24 protein-coding genes are annotated in these 25302 nt (G+C 67.6%); 9 read left to right on the forward strand and 15 right to left on the reverse strand.

What is annotated here, in order from left to right; all coding sequences use genetic code 11:
• Positions 1 to 87: 87 nt before the first annotated feature.
• From PEM_RS12860 to pilG, 4 genes are read right to left on the reverse strand one after another with little or no spacing between them, the layout of a single operon-like run.
• Positions 88 to 2124, reverse strand: a complete 2037-nt coding sequence (locus PEM_RS12860) for a methyl-accepting chemotaxis protein (RefSeq protein ID WP_111129460.1) — start codon at positions 2122 to 2124, stop codon at positions 88 to 90.
• A gap of 41 nt (positions 2125 to 2165) precedes the next feature.
• A complete protein-coding gene (locus tag PEM_RS12865) occupies positions 2166 to 2696 on the reverse strand; it encodes a chemotaxis protein CheW (RefSeq protein WP_005418454.1) in 531 nt (176 codons plus the stop codon).
• Positions 2696 to 3058, reverse strand: a complete 363-nt coding sequence (locus PEM_RS12870) for a response regulator (protein WP_005410717.1) — start codon at positions 3056 to 3058, stop codon at positions 2696 to 2698. Before PEM_RS12870 ends, PEM_RS12865 begins: the two co-directional genes overlap by 1 nt.
• Before the next feature lie 18 nt (positions 3059 to 3076).
• Positions 3077 to 3478: a twitching motility response regulator PilG gene (gene pilG / locus PEM_RS12875; protein WP_005418455.1), complete on the reverse strand. Its 402-nt coding sequence runs from the start codon at positions 3476 to 3478 to the stop codon at positions 3077 to 3079.
• A gap of 240 nt (positions 3479 to 3718) precedes the next feature.
• On the opposite strand from pilG, the gene gshB reads away from it, so the two are divergent.
• Both gshB and PEM_RS12885 read left to right on the forward strand, forming a co-directional pair.
• Positions 3719 to 4666: a glutathione synthase gene (gene gshB, locus PEM_RS12880; RefSeq protein WP_065196658.1), complete on the forward strand. Its 948-nt coding sequence runs from the start codon at positions 3719 to 3721 to the stop codon at positions 4664 to 4666.
• Complete coding sequence (locus tag PEM_RS12885) at positions 4666 to 5550, forward strand: energy transducer TonB (RefSeq protein ID WP_065178182.1); 885 nt, start codon at positions 4666 to 4668, stop codon at positions 5548 to 5550. Before gshB ends, PEM_RS12885 begins: the two co-directional genes overlap by 1 nt.
• A gap of 607 nt (positions 5551 to 6157) precedes the next feature.
• On the opposite strand, the gene PEM_RS12890 is transcribed toward PEM_RS12885, so the two are convergent.
• Complete coding sequence (locus PEM_RS12890) at positions 6158 to 7351, reverse strand: MFS transporter (RefSeq protein ID WP_111128791.1); 1194 nt, start codon at positions 7349 to 7351, stop codon at positions 6158 to 6160.
• A 93-nt stretch (positions 7352 to 7444) separates the two neighbouring features.
• On the opposite strand from PEM_RS12890, the gene PEM_RS12895 reads away from it, so the two are divergent.
• Positions 7445 to 8374: a LysR family transcriptional regulator gene (locus tag PEM_RS12895; RefSeq protein WP_005417015.1), complete on the forward strand. Its 930-nt coding sequence runs from the start codon at positions 7445 to 7447 to the stop codon at positions 8372 to 8374.
• Between the two features lie 89 nt (positions 8375 to 8463).
• Here PEM_RS12895 and PEM_RS12900 read toward each other — a convergent pair whose 3' ends face one another.
• A complete protein-coding gene (locus PEM_RS12900; protein WP_111128836.1) occupies positions 8464 to 9921 on the reverse strand; it encodes an amidohydrolase family protein in 1458 nt (485 codons plus the stop codon).
• A 54-nt stretch (positions 9922 to 9975) separates the two neighbouring features.
• Positions 9976 to 10677 (reverse strand): ankyrin repeat domain-containing protein, encoded by a 702-nt coding sequence (locus tag PEM_RS12905; RefSeq protein ID WP_065185738.1) that lies wholly within the window; start codon positions 10675 to 10677, stop codon positions 9976 to 9978.
• 115 nt (positions 10678 to 10792) lie between these two features.
• On the opposite strand from PEM_RS12905, the gene PEM_RS12910 reads away from it, so the two are divergent.
• The 3 genes from PEM_RS12910 to PEM_RS12920 all read left to right on the forward strand — a co-directional run bounded on the left by PEM_RS12910 (position 10793) and on the right by PEM_RS12920 (position 12923).
• Entirely contained in the window at positions 10793 to 11674 is an 882-nt protein-coding gene (locus tag PEM_RS12910) for a LysR substrate-binding domain-containing protein (protein ID WP_005417024.1), read from the forward strand.
• 162 nt (positions 11675 to 11836) lie between these two features.
• Entirely contained in the window at positions 11837 to 12310 is a 474-nt protein-coding gene (locus PEM_RS12915; protein ID WP_111128793.1) for a DUF3806 domain-containing protein, read from the forward strand.
• 175 nt (positions 12311 to 12485) lie between these two features.
• Positions 12486 to 12923, forward strand: a complete 438-nt coding sequence (locus PEM_RS12920; RefSeq protein WP_111128794.1) for a DUF3806 domain-containing protein — start codon at positions 12486 to 12488, stop codon at positions 12921 to 12923.
• 48 nt (positions 12924 to 12971) lie between these two features.
• Here the strand turns inward: PEM_RS12920 and PEM_RS12925 are convergent, their stop codons facing one another.
• Positions 12972 to 14132: an amidohydrolase family protein gene (locus tag PEM_RS12925; RefSeq protein WP_111128796.1), complete on the reverse strand. Its 1161-nt coding sequence runs from the start codon at positions 14130 to 14132 to the stop codon at positions 12972 to 12974.
• A 183-nt stretch (positions 14133 to 14315) separates the two neighbouring features.
• On the opposite strand from PEM_RS12925, the gene PEM_RS12930 reads away from it, so the two are divergent.
• On the forward strand, positions 14316 to 14960 hold the full coding sequence (locus tag PEM_RS12930) for a hypothetical protein (protein WP_111128798.1): 645 nt from the start codon (positions 14316 to 14318) through the stop codon (positions 14958 to 14960).
• A gap of 78 nt (positions 14961 to 15038) precedes the next feature.
• Here the strand turns inward: PEM_RS12930 and PEM_RS12935 are convergent, their stop codons facing one another.
• Positions 15039 to 17765: a TonB-dependent receptor gene (locus PEM_RS12935; protein ID WP_111128800.1), complete on the reverse strand. Its 2727-nt coding sequence runs from the start codon at positions 17763 to 17765 to the stop codon at positions 15039 to 15041.
• 181 nt (positions 17766 to 17946) lie between these two features.
• On the opposite strand from PEM_RS12935, the gene PEM_RS12940 reads away from it, so the two are divergent.
• Complete coding sequence (locus tag PEM_RS12940) at positions 17947 to 18582, forward strand: GNAT family protein (protein ID WP_065185742.1); 636 nt, start codon at positions 17947 to 17949, stop codon at positions 18580 to 18582.
• Here the strand turns inward: PEM_RS12940 and PEM_RS12945 are convergent.
• Together PEM_RS12945 and PEM_RS12950 are read right to left on the reverse strand one after the other, a co-directional pair.
• A complete protein-coding gene (locus PEM_RS12945; protein WP_069138286.1) occupies positions 18579 to 19358 on the reverse strand; it encodes a CDP-diacylglycerol diphosphatase in 780 nt (259 codons plus the stop codon). The genes PEM_RS12940 and PEM_RS12945 overlap by 4 nt on opposite strands.
• Positions 19359 to 19426: 68 nt before the next feature.
• Positions 19427 to 20086: a hypothetical protein gene (locus tag PEM_RS12950; protein ID WP_032954259.1), complete on the reverse strand. Its 660-nt coding sequence runs from the start codon at positions 20084 to 20086 to the stop codon at positions 19427 to 19429.
• Between the two features lie 169 nt (positions 20087 to 20255).
• On the opposite strand from PEM_RS12950, the gene PEM_RS12955 reads away from it, so the two are divergent.
• A complete protein-coding gene (locus tag PEM_RS12955; RefSeq protein ID WP_005417035.1) occupies positions 20256 to 20552 on the forward strand; it encodes a hypothetical protein in 297 nt (98 codons plus the stop codon).
• Between the two features lie 98 nt (positions 20553 to 20650).
• On the opposite strand, the gene PEM_RS12960 is transcribed toward PEM_RS12955, so the two are convergent.
• The 4 genes from PEM_RS12960 to lldR form a co-directional block, all read right to left on the reverse strand.
• Positions 20651 to 21535 carry a hypothetical protein gene (locus tag PEM_RS12960; RefSeq protein ID WP_111128802.1) on the reverse strand — a complete coding sequence of 295 codons (885 nt, stop codon included), beginning with the start codon at positions 21533 to 21535 and terminating at the stop codon, positions 20651 to 20653.
• A gap of 110 nt (positions 21536 to 21645) precedes the next feature.
• Entirely contained in the window at positions 21646 to 23352 is a 1707-nt protein-coding gene (gene dld / locus PEM_RS12965) for a D-lactate dehydrogenase (RefSeq protein ID WP_111128804.1), read from the reverse strand.
• A complete protein-coding gene (gene lldD / locus PEM_RS12970; RefSeq protein WP_005417038.1) occupies positions 23349 to 24488 on the reverse strand; it encodes an FMN-dependent L-lactate dehydrogenase LldD in 1140 nt (379 codons plus the stop codon). Before lldD ends, dld begins: the two co-directional genes overlap by 4 nt.
• Positions 24489 to 24492: 4 nt before the next feature.
• The gene (gene lldR, locus PEM_RS12975; RefSeq protein ID WP_005417039.1) at positions 24493 to 25257 is read right to left on the reverse strand and encodes a transcriptional regulator LldR; all 765 of its coding nucleotides are present in this window, start codon (positions 25255 to 25257) and stop codon (positions 24493 to 24495) included.
• Between the last annotated feature and the right edge of the window lie 45 nt (positions 25258 to 25302).

The following is a 25302-nucleotide window of genomic DNA, read 5'->3' on the forward strand; positions in this document are numbered from 1 at the left end:
TCGCCGCCGCGCGGTGGCCGCGCGAGTTCTGGCGTGGGGAATGGAAATGCTTCATCGACTGGTTCCTTGCTCGCCGCCCTGCCCGTGTCACGCCGGCAGCTTGAAGTCGGCAACCGAACGGCGCAGGTCCGCCGCCAGCTGCGCGAGGTGGCCGATCGACTCGGCGGTCTGTCCGGCACCCTGCGAGGTCTGCCCGGTGATCTGCCGGATCACGCCCATGGTGCGGGTGATGTCCGAGGCGGCGGCCGACTGCTGCTGGGCGGCGATGGAGATGTTCTTGATGAGGGTGTTCAGCGCGTTTGACACGCGTTCGATCTCGGTCAGCGCGGTACCGGCGTCCTCGGCCAGGCGCGCACCAGACACCACTTCGGCCGTGGTCTGCTCCATCGAGGTGACCGCTTCATTGGTGTCGGCCTGAATGGCCTGGACCAGGTTTTCGATGCGTCGGGTCGCACCCGAGGTGCGTTCTGCCAGGCGCTGCACTTCGTCGGCCACGACCGCGAAACCGCGGCCCGCTTCACCGGCCGACGCCGCCTGCACCGCCGCGTTCAACGCCAGGATGTTGGTCTGCTCGGAAATGTCGTTGATCAGTTCCACGATCGAGCCGATTTCCTGCGACGACTCGCCCAGGCGCTTGATGCGCTTGGAGGTTTCCTGGATCTGGTCACGGATCTGGTCCATGCCCTGGATGGTCTCGCGCACCACGCCGGCACCTTCGGCAGCGATCACCACCGAGCGCTGTGCCACGTCGGCCGACTCGGCCGAGTTGCGCGACACCTGCTCGATGCTCGCCGCGATCTCCCCGATGCGGTCCGAAGCCGAGGTGATCTGGTTGGCCTGGTGCCCCGCGGCCTCTGCCAGCTGCATGGCGGTGGCCTGGGTTTCCTGGGTGGACATCGCGACCTTGGCCGAGGTGTCGTTGATGGTGGTCACCAGGTGGCGCAGCTCGTCCACCGCGTAGTTGATCGCGTCGGCGATCGCGCCGGTCATGTCCTCGGTCACCGAGGCCTTCACCGTCAGGTCGCCCTCGCCGAGCGAGGAGATTTCGTCCAGCAGCCGCATGATCGCCTGCTGGTTGCGGCTGTTGAATTCCACCTGGGTCTGGTAGCGCAGTTCCTGCTCGCGCGAGCGGCTGCGCACGTTGGTGGAGACGAAGCCGATGATCGCGATCAGCGACAGCGCACCGGACACCACGCCGATCCAGAAGTTCGGGAACAGGCGGGTGTCGGATACCGAGCCGAACGAGGAGAACGCATCGAACAACTTGCGGCTGTCATCCAGCATGTGGGCCGAACCCTGGCCCAGCGCGGTGGCAGCGGACTGCGCCGCAAACAGCTGGCGCGAGCTGGCCAGGATCGCGTCGGCGTCCTGCTTCATCGCTTCCCACTTCTGCTGCGACTGTTCCAGCGCGGCCACGGCGGCGGCACCGCGCACGGCGGTGATGCCCAGTTCCTCGTTGCCGTTGCGCAGGCCGTCGAGCACCTGCGAGAACACGGTGATGTCACGTGCCAGCGCATCGCCGGAGGTCGCCGCGGCGCTGCCGCCGGCACGCATTTCGGTCACGCGGCGGGCCATCGAACCGGCCACCACGACCTGCTGCAGCGCGCTGTACACCTGCGACGACGGCGCGCCGGAAGCGGACATCGCACGCACCAGCTCGTTCAGCTGGGCCTGCAGGCCCGGCACTGCGCCGGTGAAGTTGTTCGCGTTGCCGGCCAGCGCCAGCACGGCCGGTTCGCTGGCCACCAGCTGCCCGGCCTGCTTGCCCAGCGGCGCCCAGGTCTCGCCGAGGGTGGCGATGGCACCGGCTACGCCCGGCTCCTTGCCGTAGCGTCCCTGCAGGGTCGACACGTTCTGCTCGATCGCGTTGCGGGTGGCCTTGAAGGCGGTGAAGGCCTGGGCGTTGCCGCCGACCGCGTCACGTCCCTGGTTGGCCAGCTGCTGCGACAGCACCTGCAGGTCGGCGGCCTTGGAGCCGGCGTCGGCAAGGCGGCTGCCCTGCCAGGTGGCGACGCCGGTGTTGACGCCGAACAGGATCATCGATACCAGCAGCAGGAACAGCCAGAGGTTGCTGCCGCCCAGCCGCAGCTTGCCGGTCTTGGTGGCGTCCGAAGCAGTACTCATCGTTCAACCTCGATCTTCAATGCAGGGGGCGATGCCCGGCCTCAGGCCGCGGCTTGCCGGAATTCAGGGGTGCGCGACAGCAGCGAGAGCGAGAACACGCCCCAGTCGTGGCCGTCGGCATGGAAAGCACGATCGACGAAATGCCCGTAGCGGCCTTCGGCCAACGTGCCCGCTTCGATCTGCTGGTCCAGCTCGAAGCTGCGCTGGCCGAACAGTTCATCGATGGTCAGTGCGACGTCGCCGCCGGCCTGGCGCATGATCAGCACGCGCTGGCCTTCCTGCTGCACGGTGCGCGTGCCTTCCAGGAAGTACTTCAGGTCGACCACCGGGAACAGGTTGCCGCGCAGGTTGCCCACGCCCAGCAGCCAGGGCTGCGCACAGGGCACCGGGGTCACCGGTGGCATCGGTACGATTTCCACCACTTCGCGGAAATCGGACACCAGCCGGCGCTGGCCGACGCGGAAACCCACGCCACGCCACAGGTCCTGGGCAAACTGCTTCCCGGGCAGCTGCACCGCATGGGCCAGGCTGCGCCGTTCATAGGCTTCAAGGATGTCGAAGGGCGAGCGCATCAGGCCACCAGTTCGTTGATCCGCGCGATCAGTTCATCCTCGCGCGGCGGCTTGACGATGTAATCGGCGGCGCCCTGGCGCAGGCCCCAGGCCTTGTCGGTTTCCATCGCCTTGGTGCTGACGATGATCACCGGGATGTGCTTGATCGCCGCATCACGGGCCATCGCACGGGTCGCCTGGAAACCGCTCATGCCGGGCAGGACCACGTCCATCAGCACCAGCTGCGGCACCTGGTCGCGGACCAGCTGCAGGCCATCCTCGGCGTTGTCCGCTTCCAGCACTTCGTGGCCGGCACGGCGCAGCCACTGGGTGAACACCGCGCGGTCGGTCGGTGAATCCTCGATCAGGACGATACGAGCCATTGTGCCTTTCCCCCCTGGTCAGGCGTTGACGTATGTGCGGATGGCACCCAGCAGTTCTTCACGCGTAAAAGGCTTCGTCAGGTACTGCTCCGAGCCGACGATGCGTCCCCGCGCCTTGTCGAACAGGCCATCCTTGGACGACAGCATGATGACCGGGGTCGCCTTGAACAGCTGGTTGCCCTTGATCAGCGCGCAGGTCTGGTACCCGTCCAGGCGCGGCATCATGATGTCGACGAAGATGATCTGCGGTTGCTGGTCTGCGATCTTGGCAAGCGCTTCGAAGCCGTCGGTGGCGGTGACCACCTCGCAGCCTTCGCGCTTGAGCAGCGTTTCCGCAGTCCTGCGGATGGTCTTCGAATCATCGATGACCATCACCCGGAGTCCTGCGAGTTCCCCGCCCGCAGTCGTGTTTTCAGTCATTGCCTATCCCCAAGCGCACGGCCCGATCTCTGGCGGGGGCCGCTGCGAAAGCGTATCTATATCGCACTTTCCGCGCCCGCTTCAAGGCCGCCCCACGGCGCGGGGCATGGCCCCCTCCTGAACGTGACGGGTTTCGCAATGAGTGCGCGACCGCCGGGCGGACGCTGCGTTGCAGTATGGCAGGGAGGCGCGCGACCGGCGTTGCCGCTACCATCAACGCCTTGCCTGACAGGTGCGACCATGCCGTTGAACGTCATCGTGGTGATGGACCCCATCGCCCACATCAAGATCGCCAAGGACACCACCTTCGCCATGCTGCTGGAAGCCCAGCGCCGCGGCCATGCCCTGCACTACGTGCGGCCGGGCGGACTGGCCCTGGAAGGTGGCGTGGCGGTGGCCCAGACCGCGCCGCTGCAGGTGCGCGACGACCCGGCCGGCTGGTATGAGCTGGGTGAGTTCAGCCGTACCGAGTTCGGACCCGGCCAGATCGTGCTGATGCGCAAGGACCCGCCGGTCGACGCCGAGTACATCTACGACACCCAGGTGCTGGACGTGGCCGCCGCTGCCGGTGCCTGCGTGGTCAACAACCCGCAGGGCCTGCGCGACTACAACGAGAAGCTGGCTGCCCTGCTGTTCCCGCAGTGCTGCCCGCCGACCCTGGTCAGCCGCGATGCCAAGGCGCTGAAGGCCTTCGCCCTCGAACACGGCCAGGCCGTGCTGAAGCCGCTGGACGGCATGGGCGGCCGCTCGATTTTCCGCAGCGGCCAGGGCGATCCGAACCTGAACGTGATCCTGGAGACACTGACCGACGGCGGCCGCAAGCTGGCGCTGGCCCAGAAGTTCATTCCCGACATCAGCGCCGGCGACAAGCGCATCCTGCTGGTCGACGGCGAACCGGTCGATTACTGCCTGGCGCGCATTCCCCAGGGTGACGAGTTCCGCGGCAACCTGGCGGCCGGGGGCCGTGGCGAAGGGCGCCCGTTGAGCGAGCGTGACCGCTGGATCGCCGGCCAGGTCGGCCCGGAGATGAAGCGTCGTGGCATGCGCTTCGTCGGCCTGGACGTGATCGGCGATTACCTGACCGAGGTCAACGTGACCAGCCCGACCTGCGTGCGCGAGCTCGACGCGCAGTACGGCCTGAACATTGCCGGCACCCTGTTCGACGCGCTCGAGGCCGGCCTGCGCTGATGCCGTCCGCACCTGCCGTTCTGCCCCCGCCGCCACGCGAAGCGCAACGGCTGGGGGCCACCATCGCACTGTCGGTGCTGGTCCACGCCCTGCTGATCCTGGGCGTGGGCTTCGCCGTGAAAGGCGATGCTCCGCTGGTGCCGACGCTGGAAGTGATCTTCAGCCAGACGCGCACCGCACTGACGCCAAAGCAGGCTGATTTCCTTGCCGCCGCCAACCAGGAAGGCGGTGGCGAGCACGACCGCGCACAGCGTCCGCGCGACAACCAGGCCGGCATCGTGCCGCAGGCGCAATCCGGACTCAGCCCGGTTCCCCAGCAACAGCAATCGGCCGCGCCGGTTCCGCCGCCGCAGGCACGGGTGGTCAGCAGCCGCAATGGGGAGGACACCGTGGCGCAGGCGCAGTCCCGTCCAACGCCGGAACAGCCTGAGCCGGATGCGCCGCTGAGTGCGCGCGAGCAGCGTGATGCCGAGATGGCGCGGCTGGCGGCCGAGGTGCATCTGCGCTCGGCGCAGTACGCCAAGCGCCCGAACCGCAAGTTCGTGTCGGCCAGCACGCGCGAATATGCCTACGCCAATTACCTGCGCGCCTGGGTCGACCGCGCCGAGCGCGTCGGCAACCTGAACTACCCGGACGAGGCCCGGCAGCGCCGGCTCGGCGGCCAGGTGGTGATCAGCGTGGGCGTGCGCCGCGATGGCAGCGTGGAGAGCAGCCGCATCCTGCGTTCAAGCGGGACGCCGCTGCTGGATGAAGCGGCGCTGCGGGTGGTGCAGCTGGCCCAGCCGTTCCCGCCGTTGCCAAAGACCGAGGACGAGATCGACATACTGCAGGTCACCCGTACCTGGGTGTTCCTGCCGGGTGGCACCCTGCACGACGACCGGTAGGGGTTTGTTGCCCGGGCCTGCGGCCCGGGACCCGCTGAAAGGCTAGAGCAACGGCAACAGCAACAGCGGCGGTTGGTGTACTGAAGCGTGGCGAGGCGGTGTCGGGCGGCGGGGACGCCGCAAGTACGTCCGTGTAGGCTTAGCCGCGGCATCCATGCCGCGGATACCCCGCCGCCCGACACCGCCCCGCCTCTGACAGATCACGGCGCACCATTGCTTGGGTAGGTGTCGACCTTGGTCGACACACATCCACGCCACGCGTGGATGCGAGCGAAGCGATCCGCTTTTGACTTTGATTTTCTTTTGATTTTCCGTGGCGGACGCACACGGAAACTGTCAGAGGTCGGGCGGGGTGGGTTCGCGGGGGTGTCCGCGGCATGGTTGCCGCGGCCAAGCCCCCATGGGTGAGGGCGCTTCGCTTGCGAAGCATTGCTTCGCAAGCGCCCGAACGCCCAGCCGCCAGCGGCTGGGCCGGACTGGGGATTCACGGCGTCCCCCGCAACCGGACCCACCCCGCCTCCCTACAGGAACCCCGCTGTTGCTGTTGCTGTTGCTGTTGCTGTTGCCTCCAGCAGGTGCAGGGCTGCAAGCCCTGCCGAACAACCCCCTACTTCAAACGCAGTGCCAGGCTGCCCCCCGCACACACCACCGCCAGCCAGGCCACGCCGTGCCACCCCCACTGCGCCAGCGCCAGGCTGCCCAGCGCACCACCGGCGGCCATGCCGATGAACATGCCGGTGAACAACAGCGCATTGAGCCGGCTGCGTGCCGGCGGCACCAGCCCGTAGACCAGGGTCTGGTGCGCCACCAGCGCCGACTGGAAGCCGAAGTCGAACAGCAGCGCACTCACCACCAGCAACGGCAACAGCGCGGCGGCCGGCAACCAGGCTTCGGCCAGCAGCAGGCCGAAGCCCAGCAGCGCCACCGCAATCGCCAGCCGTGCCACCGCATGGCACCCCAGTCGATCAGCGAAACGGCCGGCAAACGGCGCGGCCAATGCACCGGCCGCACCGGCGATACCGAACGCACCCGCCGCCGCACTGCCGAGGCCCAGACGTGCATGCAGCATCAGCGCCAGGGTCGACCAGAACGCGCTGAATCCCACGGCCAGCAGCGACTGGCTGGCCACCGCACGGCGCAGCTGCGGCTGCTCGCGCCACAACGCCAGCAACGAACCCAGCAACGCCGGATAGCGCAGCGTGCTGGTCGGCGCGATACGCGGCAGTGCACGCGCCATCACCGCGCCCATCGCCGCCACGGATACCGCCGCCAGCACGAACTGCGTGCGCCAGCCCCACGCTTCAGCCACCACGCCACTGACCACCCGCGACAACAGGATGCCGAGCAGCAGGCCGGTCATCACCCGGCCGACGATCTGGCCGCGCTGCGCATCCGGTGCCAGCACCGCAGCGGCGGGAACGATGTCCTGCGCCAGCGTTGCCATCAGCCCGACCAGCAGGCTGGCCATCAGCAGGCCCGGCAGGTGCCCGGCCATCGCGGCGGCGCCCAGTGCCAGCGCCAGCAGCGCGGACTTCAACAGGATCAGACGGCGGCGGTCGAAGCGATCGCCCAGCGGTGCCAGCAGCAGGATACCCAGTGCGTAGCCGAGCTGGGTCAAGGTTGGCACCAGGCCGGCGGCGCGCTCACCGGCGCCAAGGTCCTGGGCGATCAGGCCCAGCATGGGCTGGCTGTAATACAGCGACGCGACCGAGAAGCCGGCACCGGCCGCCATTGCCAGCACCAATGGGGCGGAAGGCACGGTCGCCGGTGCGGCCGCAACAGACAGCGAGGGGGTAGACATGGGGGAGCCCCGTAGAGGAAGTGGGCGTATCCTGCCTGTATTCGCCAAACGTCTGTAGTAGGCTCTGGCACATATATTTCATACGCCACACGCATGAATGACCTCGCCACCGGCGCTGATCGCCTGGATCTGCTGCGCACCTTCCTGCGCATCGTCGATGCCGGCAGCCTGTCTGCTGCGGCCCTGCAGCTGGGCACCACCCAGCCGACGGTCAGCCGACGCCTGCAGGCACTGGAGCGGCAGCTCGGCCTGCGCCTGCTGCAGCGCTCCACCCATGGCCTGCAACTGACCGAGGACGGCCTGCGCTGCCAGCGTCATGCGCAGCGCGTGGTCGACGAATGGGAGTCGCTGCAGGCCGAGCTGAACGGCGAACCGGAAACGCTGCGCGGACGCCTGCGGGTGATGGTGCCGCACGCCTTTGGCCAGGCGCAGCTGCTGCCGACCATGCTCGCATTCCTCGCCCAGCACCCGCAGCTGAGCCTGGAGTGGATCCTTGAAGATCGTCGCCCGGATTTCATCGCAGAAGGCATCGACTGCGCGGTGCGGGTGGGCCCTGTCGACGAACCGCGCATGGTTGCACTGCCGCTCGCAGAAGTGCCGCGCATCGTCGTGGCAGCGCCCTCGCTGGTGGACGCCACGGCGGTCAGTACGCCGGAACAGGCACAGTCACTGCCGTGGATCTCGCTGGTCACCTACTACCGCGAACGCCTGCTGCTGCATGATGCGCAGGGCCGGGCGCATACGCTGTCAATCAGCCCGCGCCTGCTCAGCGATAACCTGTTCGTGGTACAGCAGGCTGCGCGCGCCGGGCTGGGCGCAGCGGTGGTCTCGGCCTGGCTGGTGGCCGACGACCTCGCACAAGGGCGGCTGGTGCAGCTGCTGCCGGACTGGCAGGCACCGGCACTGCCGGTACACGTCGTGTTTCCTGCCGCGCGCCAGCAGCCGCCACGGCTGCGCGCCTTCATCGATGCGATGAAGGCCGCACTGCCGCAGTTGCACGGCATGCGGCCGGCACCGCGCTAGGTCACCGGCCCCATCATCCACGCATGGCGTGGATCTACTGAGGGTACGGGTAGATCCACGCCATGCGTGGATTCCGTCCAACCCCGCAATCAGTCAGCTTTCGCAGCCTCGGCATTCCACGCCGCGACCTTGGCCTTGGTGTCGGCCAGCATCTTGTCCAGCGCGGCGCGGTCATACACGTTGCCGCGCAGGATCACGCTGTCGATCTTCTCGGTGGCGGCGATGTCCTGCAGTGGGTTGGCGGTCAGCAGCACCAGGTCGGCGGCCTTGCCCCGCGCGACATCACCGTAACGGTCCATCTGGCCAAACCAGGCCGGGCCGGAACGGGTTGCGGCCGACAGCGCCTGCGGCGCGCTCAGGCCCTCCTTCACGAACAGCTGCAGTTCCTGGTGCAGGGCGATGCCCGGGAAGTTGAACGAGTTGAGGAAGCCCGCATCGGTGCCGGCAATGATCGTCACGCCCGCCTCCTGCAGCAACGGCAGCACGGCAGCCACCTGGTGGTACTGCGCGTGGCGCGCCTCGATCTGTGCCGGCGTCGCCTTCGCCGCGCGGTCCACGCGCCACTGGTAGGTCGCGCGCAGGCCCGGGCCGATGTAGGCCAGGTACGGATCGTTGGCGTGGTCATCCTGGTCCAGGAAATCGAGGATACGGCCACCGTTGAGGGTCGGGGTCACGAATACGCCGCGCTTGGCGAAATCACGGTAAGCGTGCATCGCAGTGTCACGGTCGAAGCTGGCGTCGAGGCGGCGATTGGCTTCCGCGCGGTCGATGCGGCCGGCGCCGAAGTCGGCGGCGATCTGCGCTTCTTCCTTGCTGCCGGCCTTGAATGCATAGTCCAGGTGCTCGATCGAGGCCAGGCCGGCATCGACCGCCTGCTCCACCGTCAGCGCCATCGGAATGTGGCCCGAGGCCTTGAAGCCGGCCTTGCGCGCTGCGCTGGCCGAATACAGGAACAGATCCGGCTTCAGCGTGCTGTCGGTGATCTTCACGAAGTCGACCCTGTCGTGCTGCAGGCGGGTGATCGCCTTGTCGACGTCGGCCTCGCTGCCCACTTCGATCGTGCCCTTCCAGACCGGCTTGATGCCTTCGATCTTCGCGCCCGAGCTGAGCAGGCGCGGGCCGAACAGCGTGCCCCTGGCGATCTCGCCACGCCACTGCAGCACCTGCTCGGGCAGGTCGCCGGAGCAGTCACGCACGGTGGTGATGCCGTGCGCGATGTACAGCGGCAACAGTGCCTTGTTCTCTTCGATCAGCGCCGGGCCACCACCGAAGTGCACGTGCATGTCCCACAGCCCCGGGATCAGGTATTTGCCCTTGGCATCGATCTGGCGGGCCGCGCTCCACTGGCTGCGCAGCTGCGCGTCCGGGCCCACCGCGACGATGTCCTCGCCGCGGATCACCACGCTCTGCCCGGCCCGCGTGCTGGCGTGCTCGACGTCGACCACGATGGCATTGCGGATCAGCAGGTCGGCGCGCTCGGCAGCAGATACCGACAGCGGCGCCACCGCAAGAAGGATGGCAAGGGACAACGGGCGGGAACGGAACATGATGGACAGCATCCTGGTAGGCACGGCCAGCGTGCGGGTGGAAGGAGTAGCGGTTCAGCGCGCCGCGCCGTGCTGGCGCAGCAGGGTTTCAATGCCGGCATAGCCACGCTGGCGCGCGTGCGCCAGTGGCGTTACGCCATCGCCATCGGCCAGCTCCGGGTCGGCACCGGCCTCCAGCAGCAGCTGCACGATCTGCACATGGCGTTCACCACCGTCGCCAAGCAGGATCGCTTCCAGCAGCGCGGTCCAGTGCAGGCGGTTGACGTGGTCCACCGCCACACCTGCACGCAGCAGCATGCGCACGGTGCTGACGTGGCCGCGCTCGGCGGCCGGAATCAACGCAGTGCCCCCATAGCGATTGGTGCTGCGCAGATCGGCGCCGTGCGCCAGGGTCATCGCCAGGATCTCATCCAGGCCGCGCGCGCCGGCATACAGGTAGGCACTGTCCTGCAGCGCATCCTTGGCATTGACGTCCGCCCCGGCCTCGATCAGTTCGCGCGCGGCATCCACGTTGTTGCCCTGCGTGGCCAGCAGCAGCGCCGTGCGGCCCTGGCCATCGTGCGCCTCCAGCGTGGCGCCATCCTCGATCGCCTGTCGCACCGCATCGGCGTCGCCGCGGCTGGCGGCATCACGCAGGCGCGCGTCTGCGTCGGCTCTGGAGGTGGCAGTGCAGGCAGGGGTGACCATGGCCAGCAGACACAACAACAGCACGCGCGTGAACGGTGCAGGCCAGCCAGCAGGGCAATGGAAGCGCATCACGGTGTCTCCTTTTCTCCATCGCCGCAGGGCGATGGTCGCAGGGGCCGCGCATTGCCGGCCCCTGCCCCGCATGGTAGAAGTCGGCCTGGGTATCCAGAAGTGAAATGTTCAAATGCAAGACAGTGCCAAATCGAATAGAACCCTGTTCGAACTGGACCTGCTGCGGGCGCTGGTGATGGTGGCCGACTGCGGCAGCTTCACCACGGCGGCCACGCGCCTGCATTCGACGCAGTCCACGGTCAGCCAGAAGGTACGGCGGCTGGAGGAACTGGCCGGGCATCGCCTGCTCGAGCGCGGCCACCGCGATGTACACCCCACCGACGCCGGCCACACCCTGCTCGGCTATGCGCGGCGCATGCTCGACCTGAACGAGGAAATGGCACAGGCGCTGGCCGGCGCGACGGTGGAAACTGCGGTCCGCATCGGCGTACCCGAAGACTTCGTCAACCCGCAGACCACCCGCATGCTGGCCGCCTTCAGCCGCCGCCACCCGCAGGTGAAGCTGGAGATCAGCAGCGGCCTGAGCCGTGACCTGGCCCAGGGCTTCGACCACGGCGAGCTGGACCTGGTGCTGGTCAAGCAACGCCGCAACAGCCGCCAGGCGGTGCATTGCCGGCACGAGCCGATGCACTGGATCGACAGCCTGCGCAGCAGCTGCCTGCAGCAGGACCCGCTGCCGCTGGTCACCTTCCCGCCGCGAGGGCTGTACCGCGACGAGATGATCCACGCCGTGGAAGCGCTGGGCCTGCGCTGGCGCATTGCCTTCACCAGTTCGTCGCTGAGTGGCATCCAGGGCGCGGTGGCTGATGGCATCGGCGTCAGCCTGCTGCCGCGCCGCGCGGTCACGCGCGAGCACCGCATCATCGATGGCGAGCGCGGGCTGCCGGTGATCGACAACTACGAGATCGGCCTGCTGCATCGCGCGGACGCCGATGATGCCGTGCGCGCACTGGCCAGCGAGCTGTGGCGGCAGGTGCAGCGCGAACCGGATTGACCACGGTAGATCCACGCCATGCGTGGATGGAAACGAGCATCCGGCATCGAAAAGGGCGCTGGTGTGCCCGCAATTACACGCTTGTCGCAAAAGGCCCACTGATGGCGTACCCAAGGTCTGGGCGATAGGGTGGTGAACGCCCTTCTCCGGATTACCCCGCCTATGACCAGCACGTACCAGGTTACTTTGACCCCTGCTCCGAAGGATGAAGCCGACATGCGGTTCGATCCGCTGCCACCTGCACTTATCGCGCACATGCAGCAGCAGCGTGCACAGGTTGCTGCCCTTGTCGCATCTGCGTTCCCCGCCGTGCCTGTTCAATGGCCGCTGCTGCCGAGCACGCTGCAACGCGTAGTCGATGCAGTGCTGATCGATCACGATGATTGTGACGGCTGGGAAGCACTGGGGGTCGCATTCGGTGACTGTCTGGCACAGCGTGTACCGGAACTTGCCTGGACCCAAGTAACGGATGCCTGGGGCGTCGATGCGGTTCTCCGCTATGGAGACGCCAATATCATGGTCAGCGCCGGCACCCTGTTGATCAAACGCGTCGAGGAAGGCGAGACCATCGAGATCAACCATCTGCTTGAAACTCTCGAGGAGTTCGTCATCCAGCAAGCGCGCAAGTCCAGCTGAGCCCATGAGAGGACGATTGAGCCGCGCAGAATGACGTATACGGACCCTGATGCTGCACCTGCGGAAGCAACCAGAGTTCGCGCATTGATCATCGATATCTGATCAATCCGGCCGCACGGCAGACATCATCGCCTCGTACAGTGCCGGTTGTTTCCGTGCCCCACGGCGCCCTGCCATGTCCGATGAAATCCCTACCCGCTTCGATCCGCTGCCTGCGGCGCTGCAGACGCACCTGCAGCACCAGCGTGCACGGATCGCCTCACGCGTGGCCGCCAGCTTCCCGACGTTGCCGGTGCAATGGCCGCTGGCCGCCAGCACATTGCAGCGCGTGGTCGATGCCGAACTGATCGATCGTGACGACTGCGGCGGCTGGGAAGCGCTGGGCGTGGCGTTCGGTGACATTCTGGCCCAGCGCGTGCCGGGCCTGGCCTGGATGCAGGTCACCGATGCCTGGGGCATCGATGCGGTGCTGCGCTATGCCGACAGCAGCCTGCATATCGGCGCCAGCACCCTGCTGCTCAAGCGCGTGGAGCAGGGCGAGGTCATCGACATCGCCCATCTGCTGGCGTGGCTGGAAGAATTCGTCGCTACCCGCGCCGACGATTACGCCTGAAAGCCGCCGGGCATGGCTCGGTGCTACAGAGGTTGGCGCGGCCTGGATCTACAGCCAGCGGCCGTCCACCACCACGCGTCGCTCCACCGGCACTGCGGCCACGGCCGCCGGACCGTGATCGGCGCGCACCGCCACGAAGGTGGCCGGCAGGCCTTCGGCAATGCCGTGCTGCGGCAGCCCGATCACCTGCGCGGCGTGGGTGGTGACCATGTCCAGCGCCAGCATCAGGTCGGCATCGGTGTAGAAGCCCGAGCGGTAGCCCAGCAGCATCGCCCGCTGCAGCAGATCGCCGTTGCCGTACGGCCACCAGCAGTCACGGATGTTGTCATTGCCAGCGAACACGCGCACGCCGGCATCATGCAGCGCACGCAGCGGCGGGAACGGATGATCCCCCGGCGCGTTGCTCATGATCGCTACGCCCGCCGTCGCCAGCGCCTCGCCCACCTGCACCGCGCGCGCCAGCGGCACTTCGCCCAGCGAGTAGGCATGACTGACCGCCACCCGCCCCTGCAGGCCAGCGGCCCGGGTCCGCGCGGCAATGCGCAGCAACTGGGCCAGTCCGGTTTCGCCGGGCTCGTGCAGGTGGATGTCCAGGCGCACGCCATAGCGCTCGGCCAGGCCGAACAGCAGTGCCAGTTGGCCTTCGGCATCGCCATCCAGCGTGGTCGGGTCGATGCCTCCCAGCACCTCCACGCCCGCTGCAAGGGCCTGCTCAAGCACGGCGGCGGTACCCGGACAGGACATCACCCCGGCCTGCGGGAACGCTACCAGCTGGATGCGCATGAGGCCGGCACAGCGGAGCGAGGCCTCGCGTACCGCCTCGAGATGACGCAGGCCCGTGCTGCCGTCGATGTCGACGTGGCAGCGCATGGCCACCGTGCCGAAGCTGCTGCACTGGCGGATCAATGCCTCGGCACGGTCCACCATCGGCGCGGCACCCGCTACCGCGGCCTTCTCCACCGCCAGCCGCTCACGCAGGCTGTTCACCGGCTGGTGCGGGTGCCAGCGGTCGCCGACAAAACTCTTGTCCAGATGGATGTGGCCGTCGACCAGCCCGGGCAGGACCGCGAAGCCCTGCAGGTCGACGCATTCCGCCCCGTCGGCCGGCGAGGCCTCGCCATTGAGGCCACTGATGCGGCCGTCACGGATATGGAAATGCAGTGGCGCGCCGTGGCGGTCTACACCGCCATGGACGAACTGAAGCGTCATCGGAAACTCCCGGAAAGCCAAGTCATGACGCCATCCTGAGCGCCCGCGCTGCCATCGGCCAACGAAATATCTGGATGGCACGCATTCACCAGAACGATGATTACCCTGCGACAACCGGTCGCAGCCACGCCGTGCACACGCCTGAACGGGTACCATAGGCACCTGTTTCCGCTGTGATGCCGCATGGGCCCGTCCGACCGCCACGATCGCCTCCGCCGCTGGCAGGCCGCGTCCCTGCTCGCTGCTGCCCCGATGGCCAGCCTGTCCGCCACCGATGCGGCCGCCACCGCGCCGCTGCAGGCGCCGCCGGGCCAACAGCGCATCGCATCGGCTGCTCTGGTCGAGCGGTTGCACCAGCGCGTGCTGTCCGGGCAGAGCGCCACGGCCACCCTGGAACACTGGTGCGCCGAACACGGCCTGGCCGAACAGGCGCGGGTGCGCGCGGTGCGTGTGCACGGCCAGGACAAGCCTGCCCCCGCCGATGTGCTGCAGGCGCTGGGTGCGACGCAGCCTGGCACCGCGCTGCGCTACCGCCGCGTACAGCTGGTCTGTGGCAGCCGCGTCCTCTCCGAGGCCGACAACTGGTACCTGCCTGGCCATCTCAGCCCGGCCATGAACCAGGTGCTGGACAGCACCGACGAACCCTTTGGCCGCGTGGTCGGCCCGCTCGGCTTCCAGCGCCAGACCCTGGCCGACCAGACGTTCTGGCCACCGCGTGGCGAAGGCGACGACGGTGTGGTCCTGGAAGTGCGCGCGCTGCTGCGCGATCGCCAGCAGCAGCCCTTCAGCTACGTCATCGAGTCGTACCTGCAACAGGCGCTGCCCTAGGCGACCGCGCGCGCCATCACCGCGGTGTCTAGACAGCAGAAGGCCCGGCACTGCCGGGCCTTCTGTCTGCCCGCCCGGTCAGCGGAACCGGTAGTCCAGCTGCAGCCAGTATTGGCGGCCATACGGGTCGTAGTTGCCGACCGGGTAGAACGGCCAGCCGCCCCCGTTCCTGTCTGCCGGCGGGCGGCTGTCACGCAGGTTGTTGACGATCACGCCCACCGACAGGTTCTCGCCGAACTGGCGGAACACGCTGGCGTTGTAGGTCATGTACGGCGCGATGCGACCACTGCCATCGGTCTTCGGCAGTGAACCGAAACGATTGCCGTACAGCGTGGTGGTCCAGTCACCCTGGTTCCAGGTGATGCTGCCGTTAGCCTTGCTGCGCCACTGGTAATCATCCAGCGAATTGCGGATGTCACGCTCCGGATCATCGGAGAACTGCCGGTATTTGTGCTCCAGCACCACGGTGTAGGCCAGGCGCGTGGTGAAGCGGCCATAGCGGCCGGCATCGAAACGCCAGTTGCCCTTCAGGTCCAGGCCGCGCACCGATTCGGAGGCCGCGTTGATCGGATTGATCAGCACGCGGGTCACCTGGTCCGGCTGCACCGTGGCGTTGGACGGATTGCGGATCACCCGCGACAGTGCGTCCTGGCACAGCGGTGAACCGATATCGCGCGCTTCGCCGCCCAGCGTGCGGCCCAGGCGGCAATCGGCCTCGTCACGCAGGATACGGCTGGTATCGAGGCTGGTCACCTCGTTGTCGATGCGGATGTCGTAGTAGTCGGCGCTGAAATCCAGCCCGGACAGCGGCGACCAGACCACGCCGAAGCCGTACGACTTTGCGGTTTCCGGCTGCAACTGTGCGTTGGCGCGGTTGCTGTAGTCGATCGACAGGCCGTTGTAGTCGCAGTTGTCGTACGACTGGCCTGCAGTACGGCAGCGCCAGTAATCGGTCATGCCCGGGTTGTAGCCGCGGGTCTCGGTGGCGAACACGTAGTTCATGTCCGGCGCACGGAAGCTGGTCGCGGCAGAGCCGCGGATCAACAGGCTCTCGATCGGGCGGAACTCGACGCCGAAGCTCCAGGTCGCCTTGCCGATGTGCTCGCCGCCTGCGCGGTACTGGTCGTAGCGGCCGGCCAGCGTGGTGGTCAGCGATTGCAGCAACGGCAACTGCAGTTCAACGCCGGCCGCATAGCGATCGCGATCACCGCCGGCACCGATACCGGCGCTGGTGTTCCAGAACTCGCCGGTGCCCAGCCGCGGGTCCGGGCGGTTGCGGTAGCCCTGGCTGCCGGCCTCGACCACTGCGGCCAGCGCAGCATCGCCGCCCGGCAGTGCGAACAGGCGGCCATTGACACTGGCACTGAAGATCTGCAGCCACGCCGCGTTGCGACTTTCCTGATAGTCGGACAGGCCCGCATACTCGTTCGGAGTCAAAGGCTTGAACAGGCGCACCGGGTCCGGCGCATAGACCTCCACGCCATTGCGCACGCCCAGCTTCGGGCCCAGCAGGTACTCGTTGATGCCGGCCAGCAGCACCGGGCGACGGGTTCGGTTCTCGTAGCGCGACCGGCTGTAGACCGCCTCGTAGTCCCAGCCGCTGTCGCCGATCTGGCCGCGTGCGCCCACGTTGAACGACCACGAGTTCTCCAGGAACCGATTGGCATTGCGCGGCAGGCCACCGATTTCTTCCGGCGCGAAGCGGCGGTACCAGCTCTCCAGGTTTCCGCTGTTCTGGTTGTAGAAGTAGTTGCGTGAGGACGTCCAGGTCGGCGCGCGCGTGTTGTTGTAGATGCGCGCGCTGCCCACGGCGACATCGGCGAACAGGTCGGTGGTGTCGTTGACGTGGAAGGTCAACAGGCCATAGCCATTGAGGTTGCGCTTCTGGGTCTGCACGGTCCAGTAGCTGGCGGCGGCCTCGTTGCTGCCGCAGTACCAGCCCTGGCGCGGGTTGTTGGCACGGAACACGCTGCCGCCATAAATGCCCGACGCTGCGTCGCAGCCGCTCACGCCCGGATCGATGTTGCGGCCGGTGGCAGCATTGCGGCGATAGGCGATCGCGGTCGCCTGCGGCGCCTTGCCGGCCGGATCATCGTCCAGTGAATCCATGAAGTCGCGTTGGCGCGCGTGGATCGCCTTGCGCACGTCGAACTCGAAGCCGAACAGCGCATCCCAACGCTCGCCGGAACTGCCACCGACCACCTGCGCGCGCTGGTTGTCCCCCCCGCCCTGCTGGGTGCCGCCGGCGCGCACGTTCACGTCCACGCCTTCAAAGCGGTCCTTGAGGATGATGTTGACCACGCCGGCGATGGCATCGGAGCCATACACCGCCGACGCACCCGCGGCGAGCACCTCGATGCGCTCGATCAGGGCGCTGGGAATGTTGGCGAGGTTGACCACGTTCACCGAGCCCTCGTAGGCCAGCGGGTAGTCGGCCTGGCGGCGGCCGTTGACCAGCACCAGCGTGCGGTTCGGACCCAGTCCACGCAGGTTGATGGTGTTGGCGGCCGGCGTGAACGTATTGCCGAAGTCCTCGCCCTGCACGTTGCCGGTGTTCTCGGTCAGCGCGCTCAGCGCGTCGAAGGCATTGCGGTAGCCCTGCGCATCGATCTGCTCGCGGCTGATCACCGTCACTGGCGAGGGCCCCTCGACACTGGCACGGGGAATGCGCGAGCCGGTGACCTTCACTTCCTGCAAAGTGGTGGGTGCGCTTTCCTGCGCGAAGGCCGGCAGCGAGACCAGCATCAGGGACGACAGCGCGAGCACCAGCGGACGCGGGCGCAACGCCTTGTGGGAGGCGGACATGGGCTTCCTGGGGGAGTGGGCGGGTGGTACGGGGGAGCCGTGGCCTGTGCGGCACATAACGATCCCGTAACGAAAGTGTCCTGAAGGGGTGGTTTCAACGGAAATGACCAGCCCTGATGGGCTTATGCCTGAACCGAATCAGACGGACCCACGGCACCGCCACACTTTTGCAATGAATTGCATGGTCTGGCGCGCTTCCGATACGCATCGTGCATGGATGACCAACCGCGCCACCTACACTCACCTCGCCCCGCTGCGCCCCGTCCTGCGCCGCCACCTGCTGCACCTCCAGGCAACGCCCATCACCCTGCGTTCCTTCCAGCGCACCGATCTGCCGCGCTGGCGCACCTTCGACGACCGTCGCCAGCGCGGCCAACGGCCTTCCTACGGCATTGATGAAGAGGCCCGCTTCCTTGCCAGCGTCCATCGTTCACGCCTACAGGAAGACAACGATCTGCTGGTACTGGGCGTGTTCGACGACGCGCAGGGCATCCTGCACGACCAACTGCATGTCCGCCTGCAGTCACTGCATTCGCGCTGCGCAGAACTGCAGTCGCTGCAGCACCGCAACGCCCATCCACAGGCCGCACTGCGCGCGCTGTGCCCGTTCCTGTTCGACAATGTCGGCCTGCATCGCATCTTCGTACTGCTGCCACCGGGTTGCACCACCCCTTTCGCCCAGGCACTGCAGGCCCTGGGCTTCATGCGTGAAGGCATCCTGCGCGACTTCCACCTGGACGCCGAGGGATGGCATGACCGCCAGTTGCTGGCGCTTACCGCGCCAGCGTGGCGCAGCCACCTGCAGCGGATCGGCTAGCGCACCCGCTCCAGTGCCGCACCCGCGCCGGTCAGCACCGTGCAGGCGTGATCCTGCAGTTCTTCGCCGCTGGCGTCGTTGCCGCTGGCGGCATCCACGCGGGTGGCCAGCAGGATGAAGCCGGGGCCACCCTGCACGTCATCGCGTCCGGCCACCACCAGGCTCCACTGGCCCACATCGCCTACGCCGCTCAGGCCATAGGCCAGCAGGTTGAGCGGATTGGCGGTCATTTCCGCACCGGGCAACAGATAGGCCTGGTACTGATGCCCGCGCAGAAGCACCGGCAACGGTGACCAGCGTGGCCCCAGGGCGCCGGCGTGTGCATCCAGGGCCTGCAGCACGTCCGTGCGCAGGCAATCGACATGGATATGCAACTGGTGCTGCGATCGTCCGTGCGGTGAATTCAGCGCCAGGCTGGCTACGTTGCGCGGTAATGGCTGGCCCAGGGCCTGTTCGGTGTGCGCGCGCGCCTGCCAGGCGGCCGCGAAATAGTTGGGCGCCCCACGCTGGTAAAGACCGCGGCTCTCGATGCCACTTACCTTGTCCAGCGGCATCAGCAGGAACTGGTAGTCACCGTGTGCATCCTTGACCAGCACGTCACGGCGGCCGGCTGCCGTCTCCACCCGCAGGCAGCTGCCGCGCGGGCCGTCAGCTGCCTGGCAGTCACGCTCGATCAGGCGCCACAGCGCATCGGAATGGGCGGGCGGTGGAGGCGGCGCGCTCGCACAGGCGGACAACAGCAGCAGGGGCGACAGCAGCAACGAGCGCAGGGACACGGCGGCGACTCACGGAACAGGCACGGCAGGCGGCGCCGCACTGCATTCTAGCCAGCGCGGTGCTGCAATCAGTAGGTGCCGAACGGCACTTCAACCACGATCGGAGCCACGCCCTCGCCCGCCTGCAGGGTGTAGCGGTCCAGTGCGCCATCATCTTCGGCGTGCGGCTGGCGCTGGAAATGCAGGGGATAACGGTCATCACCCAGGCGCACGGCGCTGCCATCGGCCTCCAGCGCGGCACCTTCGGGAATGAGCAGCCCCCCCAGGTCGCTGTAGGCCCCCGGCACATCGGTGAAACCATAGTCAGCCAGTTCATCCACGCGCTGCATCGCATAGACGTGCGGCAGGTAGGGGCGTGCCGGGCTGCGGCCATTGCTGAGGTCGGTCACCCAGGCCTGTGGCAGGTGGTATTGCTCGCGCAGTGCGGCCACGCCCAGCGACGGGCTGGCCACCTGCAGGCAGCACACCGCGCGCTTGCCCTCACGATCGACAATGGCGAATCGATCGCCGCGGGTGGCGGCCTGCGGCAGCATCGCGAACGCCAGGTTGCGCTGGGCGGGTGCGTAGCCTGCCTCGGTCTGCAGGTTGCGCCAGGCACCGAACACCGGCGCTTCCGCAGCGGCGTCCGGCGTCGGCTCGATGGCAGAGGCGGCAAACGCCACGCCCAGCACCGACACTGCCAGTACTCTTCTCGCCCTGCGCTTGTCGCGCAAACTGCCTGCCGTCATAGCGTATCCAACACCTGCACCGGAATGGCCCGGCCTGCCCGCTGGCGTGCTGCCAGCCATCCCTCCCACTATGCAATGACCACGCTGTGCCGGCAATGACCGGAGTGCTGACGCCTTTCGCGCGACGGGTGCTATCGTTCCGCCATCTTCCCTGCGCAGGAGCGCTCGCATGTCCGCCTTCCGTCTGTCCCTGTTACTGCCTGCGTCGGCCCTGCTGCTGTCGGCCTGCGTCAGCACCCCTGGCCCGCAGGTCAAGGGTACCGGCCACTGCGATGCCAGCCAGCTGGGCTGGGCAATCGGCCAGCCGGCCAACGAACCCAACATCCGCCGCCTGTCCAGCGAGAGCGGCGCCGGCCTGGTCAACCCGATCGGCCCCAGCACCATCACCACGAAGGACATCCGCCAGGATCGCCTGCGCGTGTACGTGGACAAGGACAACATCATCACCGCTACCCGTTGCGAGTAAGCGCCGCCTCAGTTTTTGTAGAGCCGAGCCCACGCTCGGCTGCTCTGCGGTCGGGCCACGCGAGAACCCGAGTCGAGCATGGCTCGGCTCTCCAGGGCTCAGGGTTCGATATACCCCGCGCAGTCCGGCAGCGCCTGGTCGGGGTGGAACATCCCCTCCCCGAAGCGGAACAGCCGCGTGTAGCTGCACACAGGGTCCTGCTCGGTGCGCAGGTCCTTCTTCTTCAGCGGGCCCTTGGCCAGCGAATCCTCGAAACGCGAAACGCCCGCCGGAAAGCGGGTTGCCACCGTCTGGTAGCGCAGCACCGGCATGCCCTCGGCCACCGGATCCAGCCCGAGCCTGGCCGAGAACCCGTATTCGTCGTGGCAGGCACCTGCGCGCTGCTTCATGTCCTGCTCGCTGAAACACGCACGGATCATCGCATTGCCCAGCCATGGCACCGTCAGCACGTCGTCGTCCACCTGGATGTCGTCCTGCAGGTGGCGCACGCGTGCCAACTGCAGCGTGGACGCGTCGGCACCTCCACCGGAGTACATGGTGCTGAACTTGACGATGCCGCCTACCAGCACATTCTGGTGGGCGCGCTGCTGCGGGTCGGTCACCGACTCATCGCTGCCGATACCCGGAGCCAGGCGCACGATCCACGGCCACAGCGACAGCTCGCTTTCCTGCGGCACGTCGATGCTGACGTGGTAGGTATGCGCTTCGCTTTCGCCGGCCACCCGTTCAGAGACTTCCAGCGTCGTTGGCCGATCACCGTCCTCGGCCACCGGTTGCACACGCACGCACCAGACACGATCAAGCGTGCAGTACTGCGTGCGTACTTCGCCCTGCCCGCCCTGTTCCAGCACCTGCCCCAGCGGTTCCATCACGTTGCCGGCGGCATCGCGCTGCTGCGGCAGGATAGAAGACTGCGCCAGCGCCAGCAGCGGGGTCGCCAGCAATGCAGCGCACAGGGCGGCGCGGACGTGAATGGAAGGCATGGGCGGCTCCTGTGGCTGGGATTCCGATGGTAACCGTTACCCGGACGGCGGCGGACCTGCCCGGCATCGCCCTTGTAGCGTCGAGCCATGCTCGACTGCCCTGTCCGTCCTCAATGCCCACTGCAATCGCAGCTGCCCCACCCCTTCGCCTTCGAAGTGTGGCCAATACCCGGGTTGAAGGTATTGCTCGGGTCCAGCTGCCGGTAGAAACCTGCCAGCGCCGGCTTGGCCGGGTACAGGTGGCCGACGTTGTGCTCGGCCGGATACTCGGCGCCACGCTGGTCCAGCAGCGCCCACATCGCATGCTCGATCGCCACCGGGTCTTCGCCCTTGCGCGCGATGTAGTCCTGGTGGAACACGTGGCACAGGAAGTGGCCGTAGTACAGCTTGTGCAGCAGGCGGCCGTCGATATCGGCCGGCAACTGCTCGAACCAATCCGTATCGTCGCGGCGCAATGCGATATCCAGCGCGACGATGTCCTGCACCTGCTCACGATGCACTTCACGATAGCGGACTGCCGCACCGGCCACCGCGAAGCGATGCAGGAACGCCTTGCGTCCCTCCTCGGCCGTGCAGTGGAAATAGCCGCCTTCGTGCCCGGCGAAGAACCCGCGCAACCAGGCCTCGGTTTCCGCAGCGTCCTGGGCAGAGACCTTCAGCAACAGGTGATGCTCGTAGCGTTGCCGGAACTCGCCCATGCGCTTTGGCAGGTGCGAGGGCAGCAGGCCGGTCAGCACCTGCATCACCCGGTCGGTCACCCCGCGCAGGCCCAGCCGTTCGAACCAGCCATCGACGCGGCTCTTCAATGCGAACGCCGCGGGCACACGGGAGGTACCGAGGCGATCGATCAGCAGGAAGCTGTCCTTGCCGTAGCGCTCGCCGATGTCATAGGCATCGCGGTGAATGTACTCGCCCGCGATCGGCAGGCGCTCGAAGCCGGTCAGCAGCTGGCGACGGATCGCGGTGAGGCTGTCGGTGCGATTGCTGCCGATATAGAAGACCTCGGCAGCCTCCTTCTCGAAGGTGTCCAGGCGCACCGCGAACACTGCCAGCTTGCCGGCAGATCCCGCTGCCTCGAAGTGGCGGCTGGGATCCGCATTGAAGCGTGCGGGAGTATCGGCACCGACTTTGCGTACTTCCTCGGCATAGCGTGGATCGGAAGCCGCACGGCCGTCGCCATCGCCCACGTCGGCGGCCGTGTAGTCACCGGCCTGCAGGCGCTGCAGGATCTGCTCGGGCGTATCACCCAGCGCGATGCCCAGATGGTTGACCAGCTGCAACTGGCCCTGCGCATCGACCTGCGCATACAGCGCCAGCTCGGTGTAGGCCGGGCCACGTCGCACCAGCGCGCCACCGGAGTTGTTGCAGATGCCGCCCAGCACCGAGGCACCGATGCAGGACGAGCCGATCACCGAATGCGGTTCGCGACCCAGCGGGGCCAGCGTCTGCTCCAGGCGGTCCAGCGTGGCACCGGGCAGGCACAGCACCTGGCGGCCTTCGTTCAACAACTGGATGCCGGTCAGGCGCAGCGTGTTGACCAGCACGATCGGCCGGCCATAGTCATCACCGTCCGGGGTCGAGCCGCCGGTCAGGCCGGTGTTGGCCGCCTGCAGGATGATCGCCGCGCCGCCCTGCACCGCTGCCTGCAGCACGCGCCACAGTTCCAGCAGCGTCCCCGGGCGCACCACCGCCAGCACTGGGCCATCGCCGAAACGGTAGCCGCGGCGGAAGCGGCGCGTAGCCTTGTCGCCGGTCATTACATGGCGATTGCCGACCGCATCGCGCAACTGTGCCAGCACGGCGTCGTGCCCGCTCATGGCAGGCTGACCAGCGAGTCGCGGCCGATGTCGGCGATGCGGCGCGCACCGGTCAGGGTCATCGCCACGCGCATTTCCTTGGCGATCAGGTCCAGCAGGTTGGCCACGCCGGCCTCGCCCTGCGCGGCCAGCGCATAGATGAAGGCGCGGCCCAGCAGCACGGTATCGGCCCCAAGCGCCAGCATGCGCACCACATCCAGGCCAGTGCGGATGCCGGAATCGGCGAGGATCTTCAGGTCGCCCTGCACCGCATCGGCGATGGCCGGCAACGCACGTGCGGTGGACAGCACGCCGTCCAGCTGGCGGCCACCGTGATTGGAGACCACGATGCCATCGGCACCGAACTTCACCGCATCACGCGCGTCATCCGGGTCGAGGATGCCCTTGATCACCATCGGGCCCTTCCAGAATTCGCGGATCCACTCCAGGTCCTTCCACGAAATGGAGGGATCGAAGTTGTTGCCCAGCCAACCGATGTAATCCTCCAGCCCGGTCGGGTTGCCGCGGTAGGTGGAGATGTTGCCGAGGTCATGCGGGCGGCCGAACAGACCCACGTCCCACGCCCAGTGCGGATGGGTGATGGCCTGGCCGATACGGCGCAGCGAGGCATTCGGGCCGCTCATGCCCGAGTGTGCATCGCGGTAGCGCGCGCCCGGCACCGGCATGTCCACGGTGAACACCAGCGTGGTCACGCCGGCGGCCTGCGCCCGCTCCAGCGCGTTGCGCATGAAGCCACGGTCGCGCAGCACGTACAGCTGGAACCACATCGGCCGCTGGATGGCCGGTGCCACTTCCTCGATCGGGCACACCGATACGGTGGACAGGGTGAACGGGATGCCGCGGCTGTCGGCCGCGCGCGCCGCCTGTACCTCGCCGCGCCGCGCATACATTCCGGTCAGGCCGACCGGCGCCAGCGCCACCGGCATCGCCAGTTTTTCGCCGAACAGCTCGGTTTCCAGGCTCAGGTCGGACATGTTGCGCAGGATGCGCTGGCGCAGCGCGATGTCGGACAGGTCGGAAACGTTGCGCTTCAGCGTGTGCTCGGCATACGCGCCGCCATCGATGTAGTGGAACAGGAACGGCGGCAGCCGGCGTTCGGCAGCAGCACGGTAATCGGTGGAGGCGGAGATGATCATGGGGTCAACCGTGGGGGGAAGGCAGGCGCGAGGCCCGCGCACGCCGGGCTTCGTTGTCATCGAGGGTGCGCAGCGTGGTGTGCACGAACTCGAGGTGGGCATGCGCGGCGGCGCGCGCGCGTTCGGGGTCGCCGGCCAGCACCGCATCCATCATCTCGCGGTGCTGGTCGGACAGCGGCGAGAAGGTCCTCGCCGAGGTGTAGAGCTTTTCGCGGCTCTGCGAGATGTTGGTCTGCAGCAGTTCGAACAGCCCGCGCATCACCTGCAGCAGCACCAGGTTGTGCGAGGCCTCGGCGATGGACAGGTGGAAGGCCGCGTCGGCCTCCGCCTCGCCAGTGGGGTCGTCCTTGCCGTGCGCGTCCATCATGGTCTGGAAGGCCTGTGCGATGCGCGCGCGGTCCTCGTCGGTGGCACGCAGCGCCGCATGCCAGGCGGTGGCACCTTCCAGCGCGTGGCGGATCTCCAGCACGTCGAAGCGGTATTCCGGGTCGCCCTGGAACAGCGGCAGGTACGGCGCCAACGGTTCATCCAGCGCCTGCCGCGCGCGTGCCGCAGGCTCGGCCACGTAGGTGCCACCACCGACCCGTGCGGTCAACAGGCCCTGGCTGGCCAGCTGCGCGATGGCCTCGCGCAGCGCGGTGCGCGAGACCCCCAGCTGCACCGCCAGGGTGCGCTCGGCCGGCAGCCGGTCGCCCGGCCGCAGCTGTTGTTCCTGCACCAGGCCGCGCAGCTGCGCAGCCACCTTGTCCGAAATACGTTGCGTGCTCATGGCGCCATTGTGGCCCGAAGCGCGCAGCGGGTGGTCGGCCAGCCG

Source organism: Stenotrophomonas sp. Pemsol (genome assembly GCF_003586545.1).
GTDB classification, from domain to species: Bacteria; Pseudomonadota; Gammaproteobacteria; order Xanthomonadales; family Xanthomonadaceae; genus Stenotrophomonas; species Stenotrophomonas sepilia.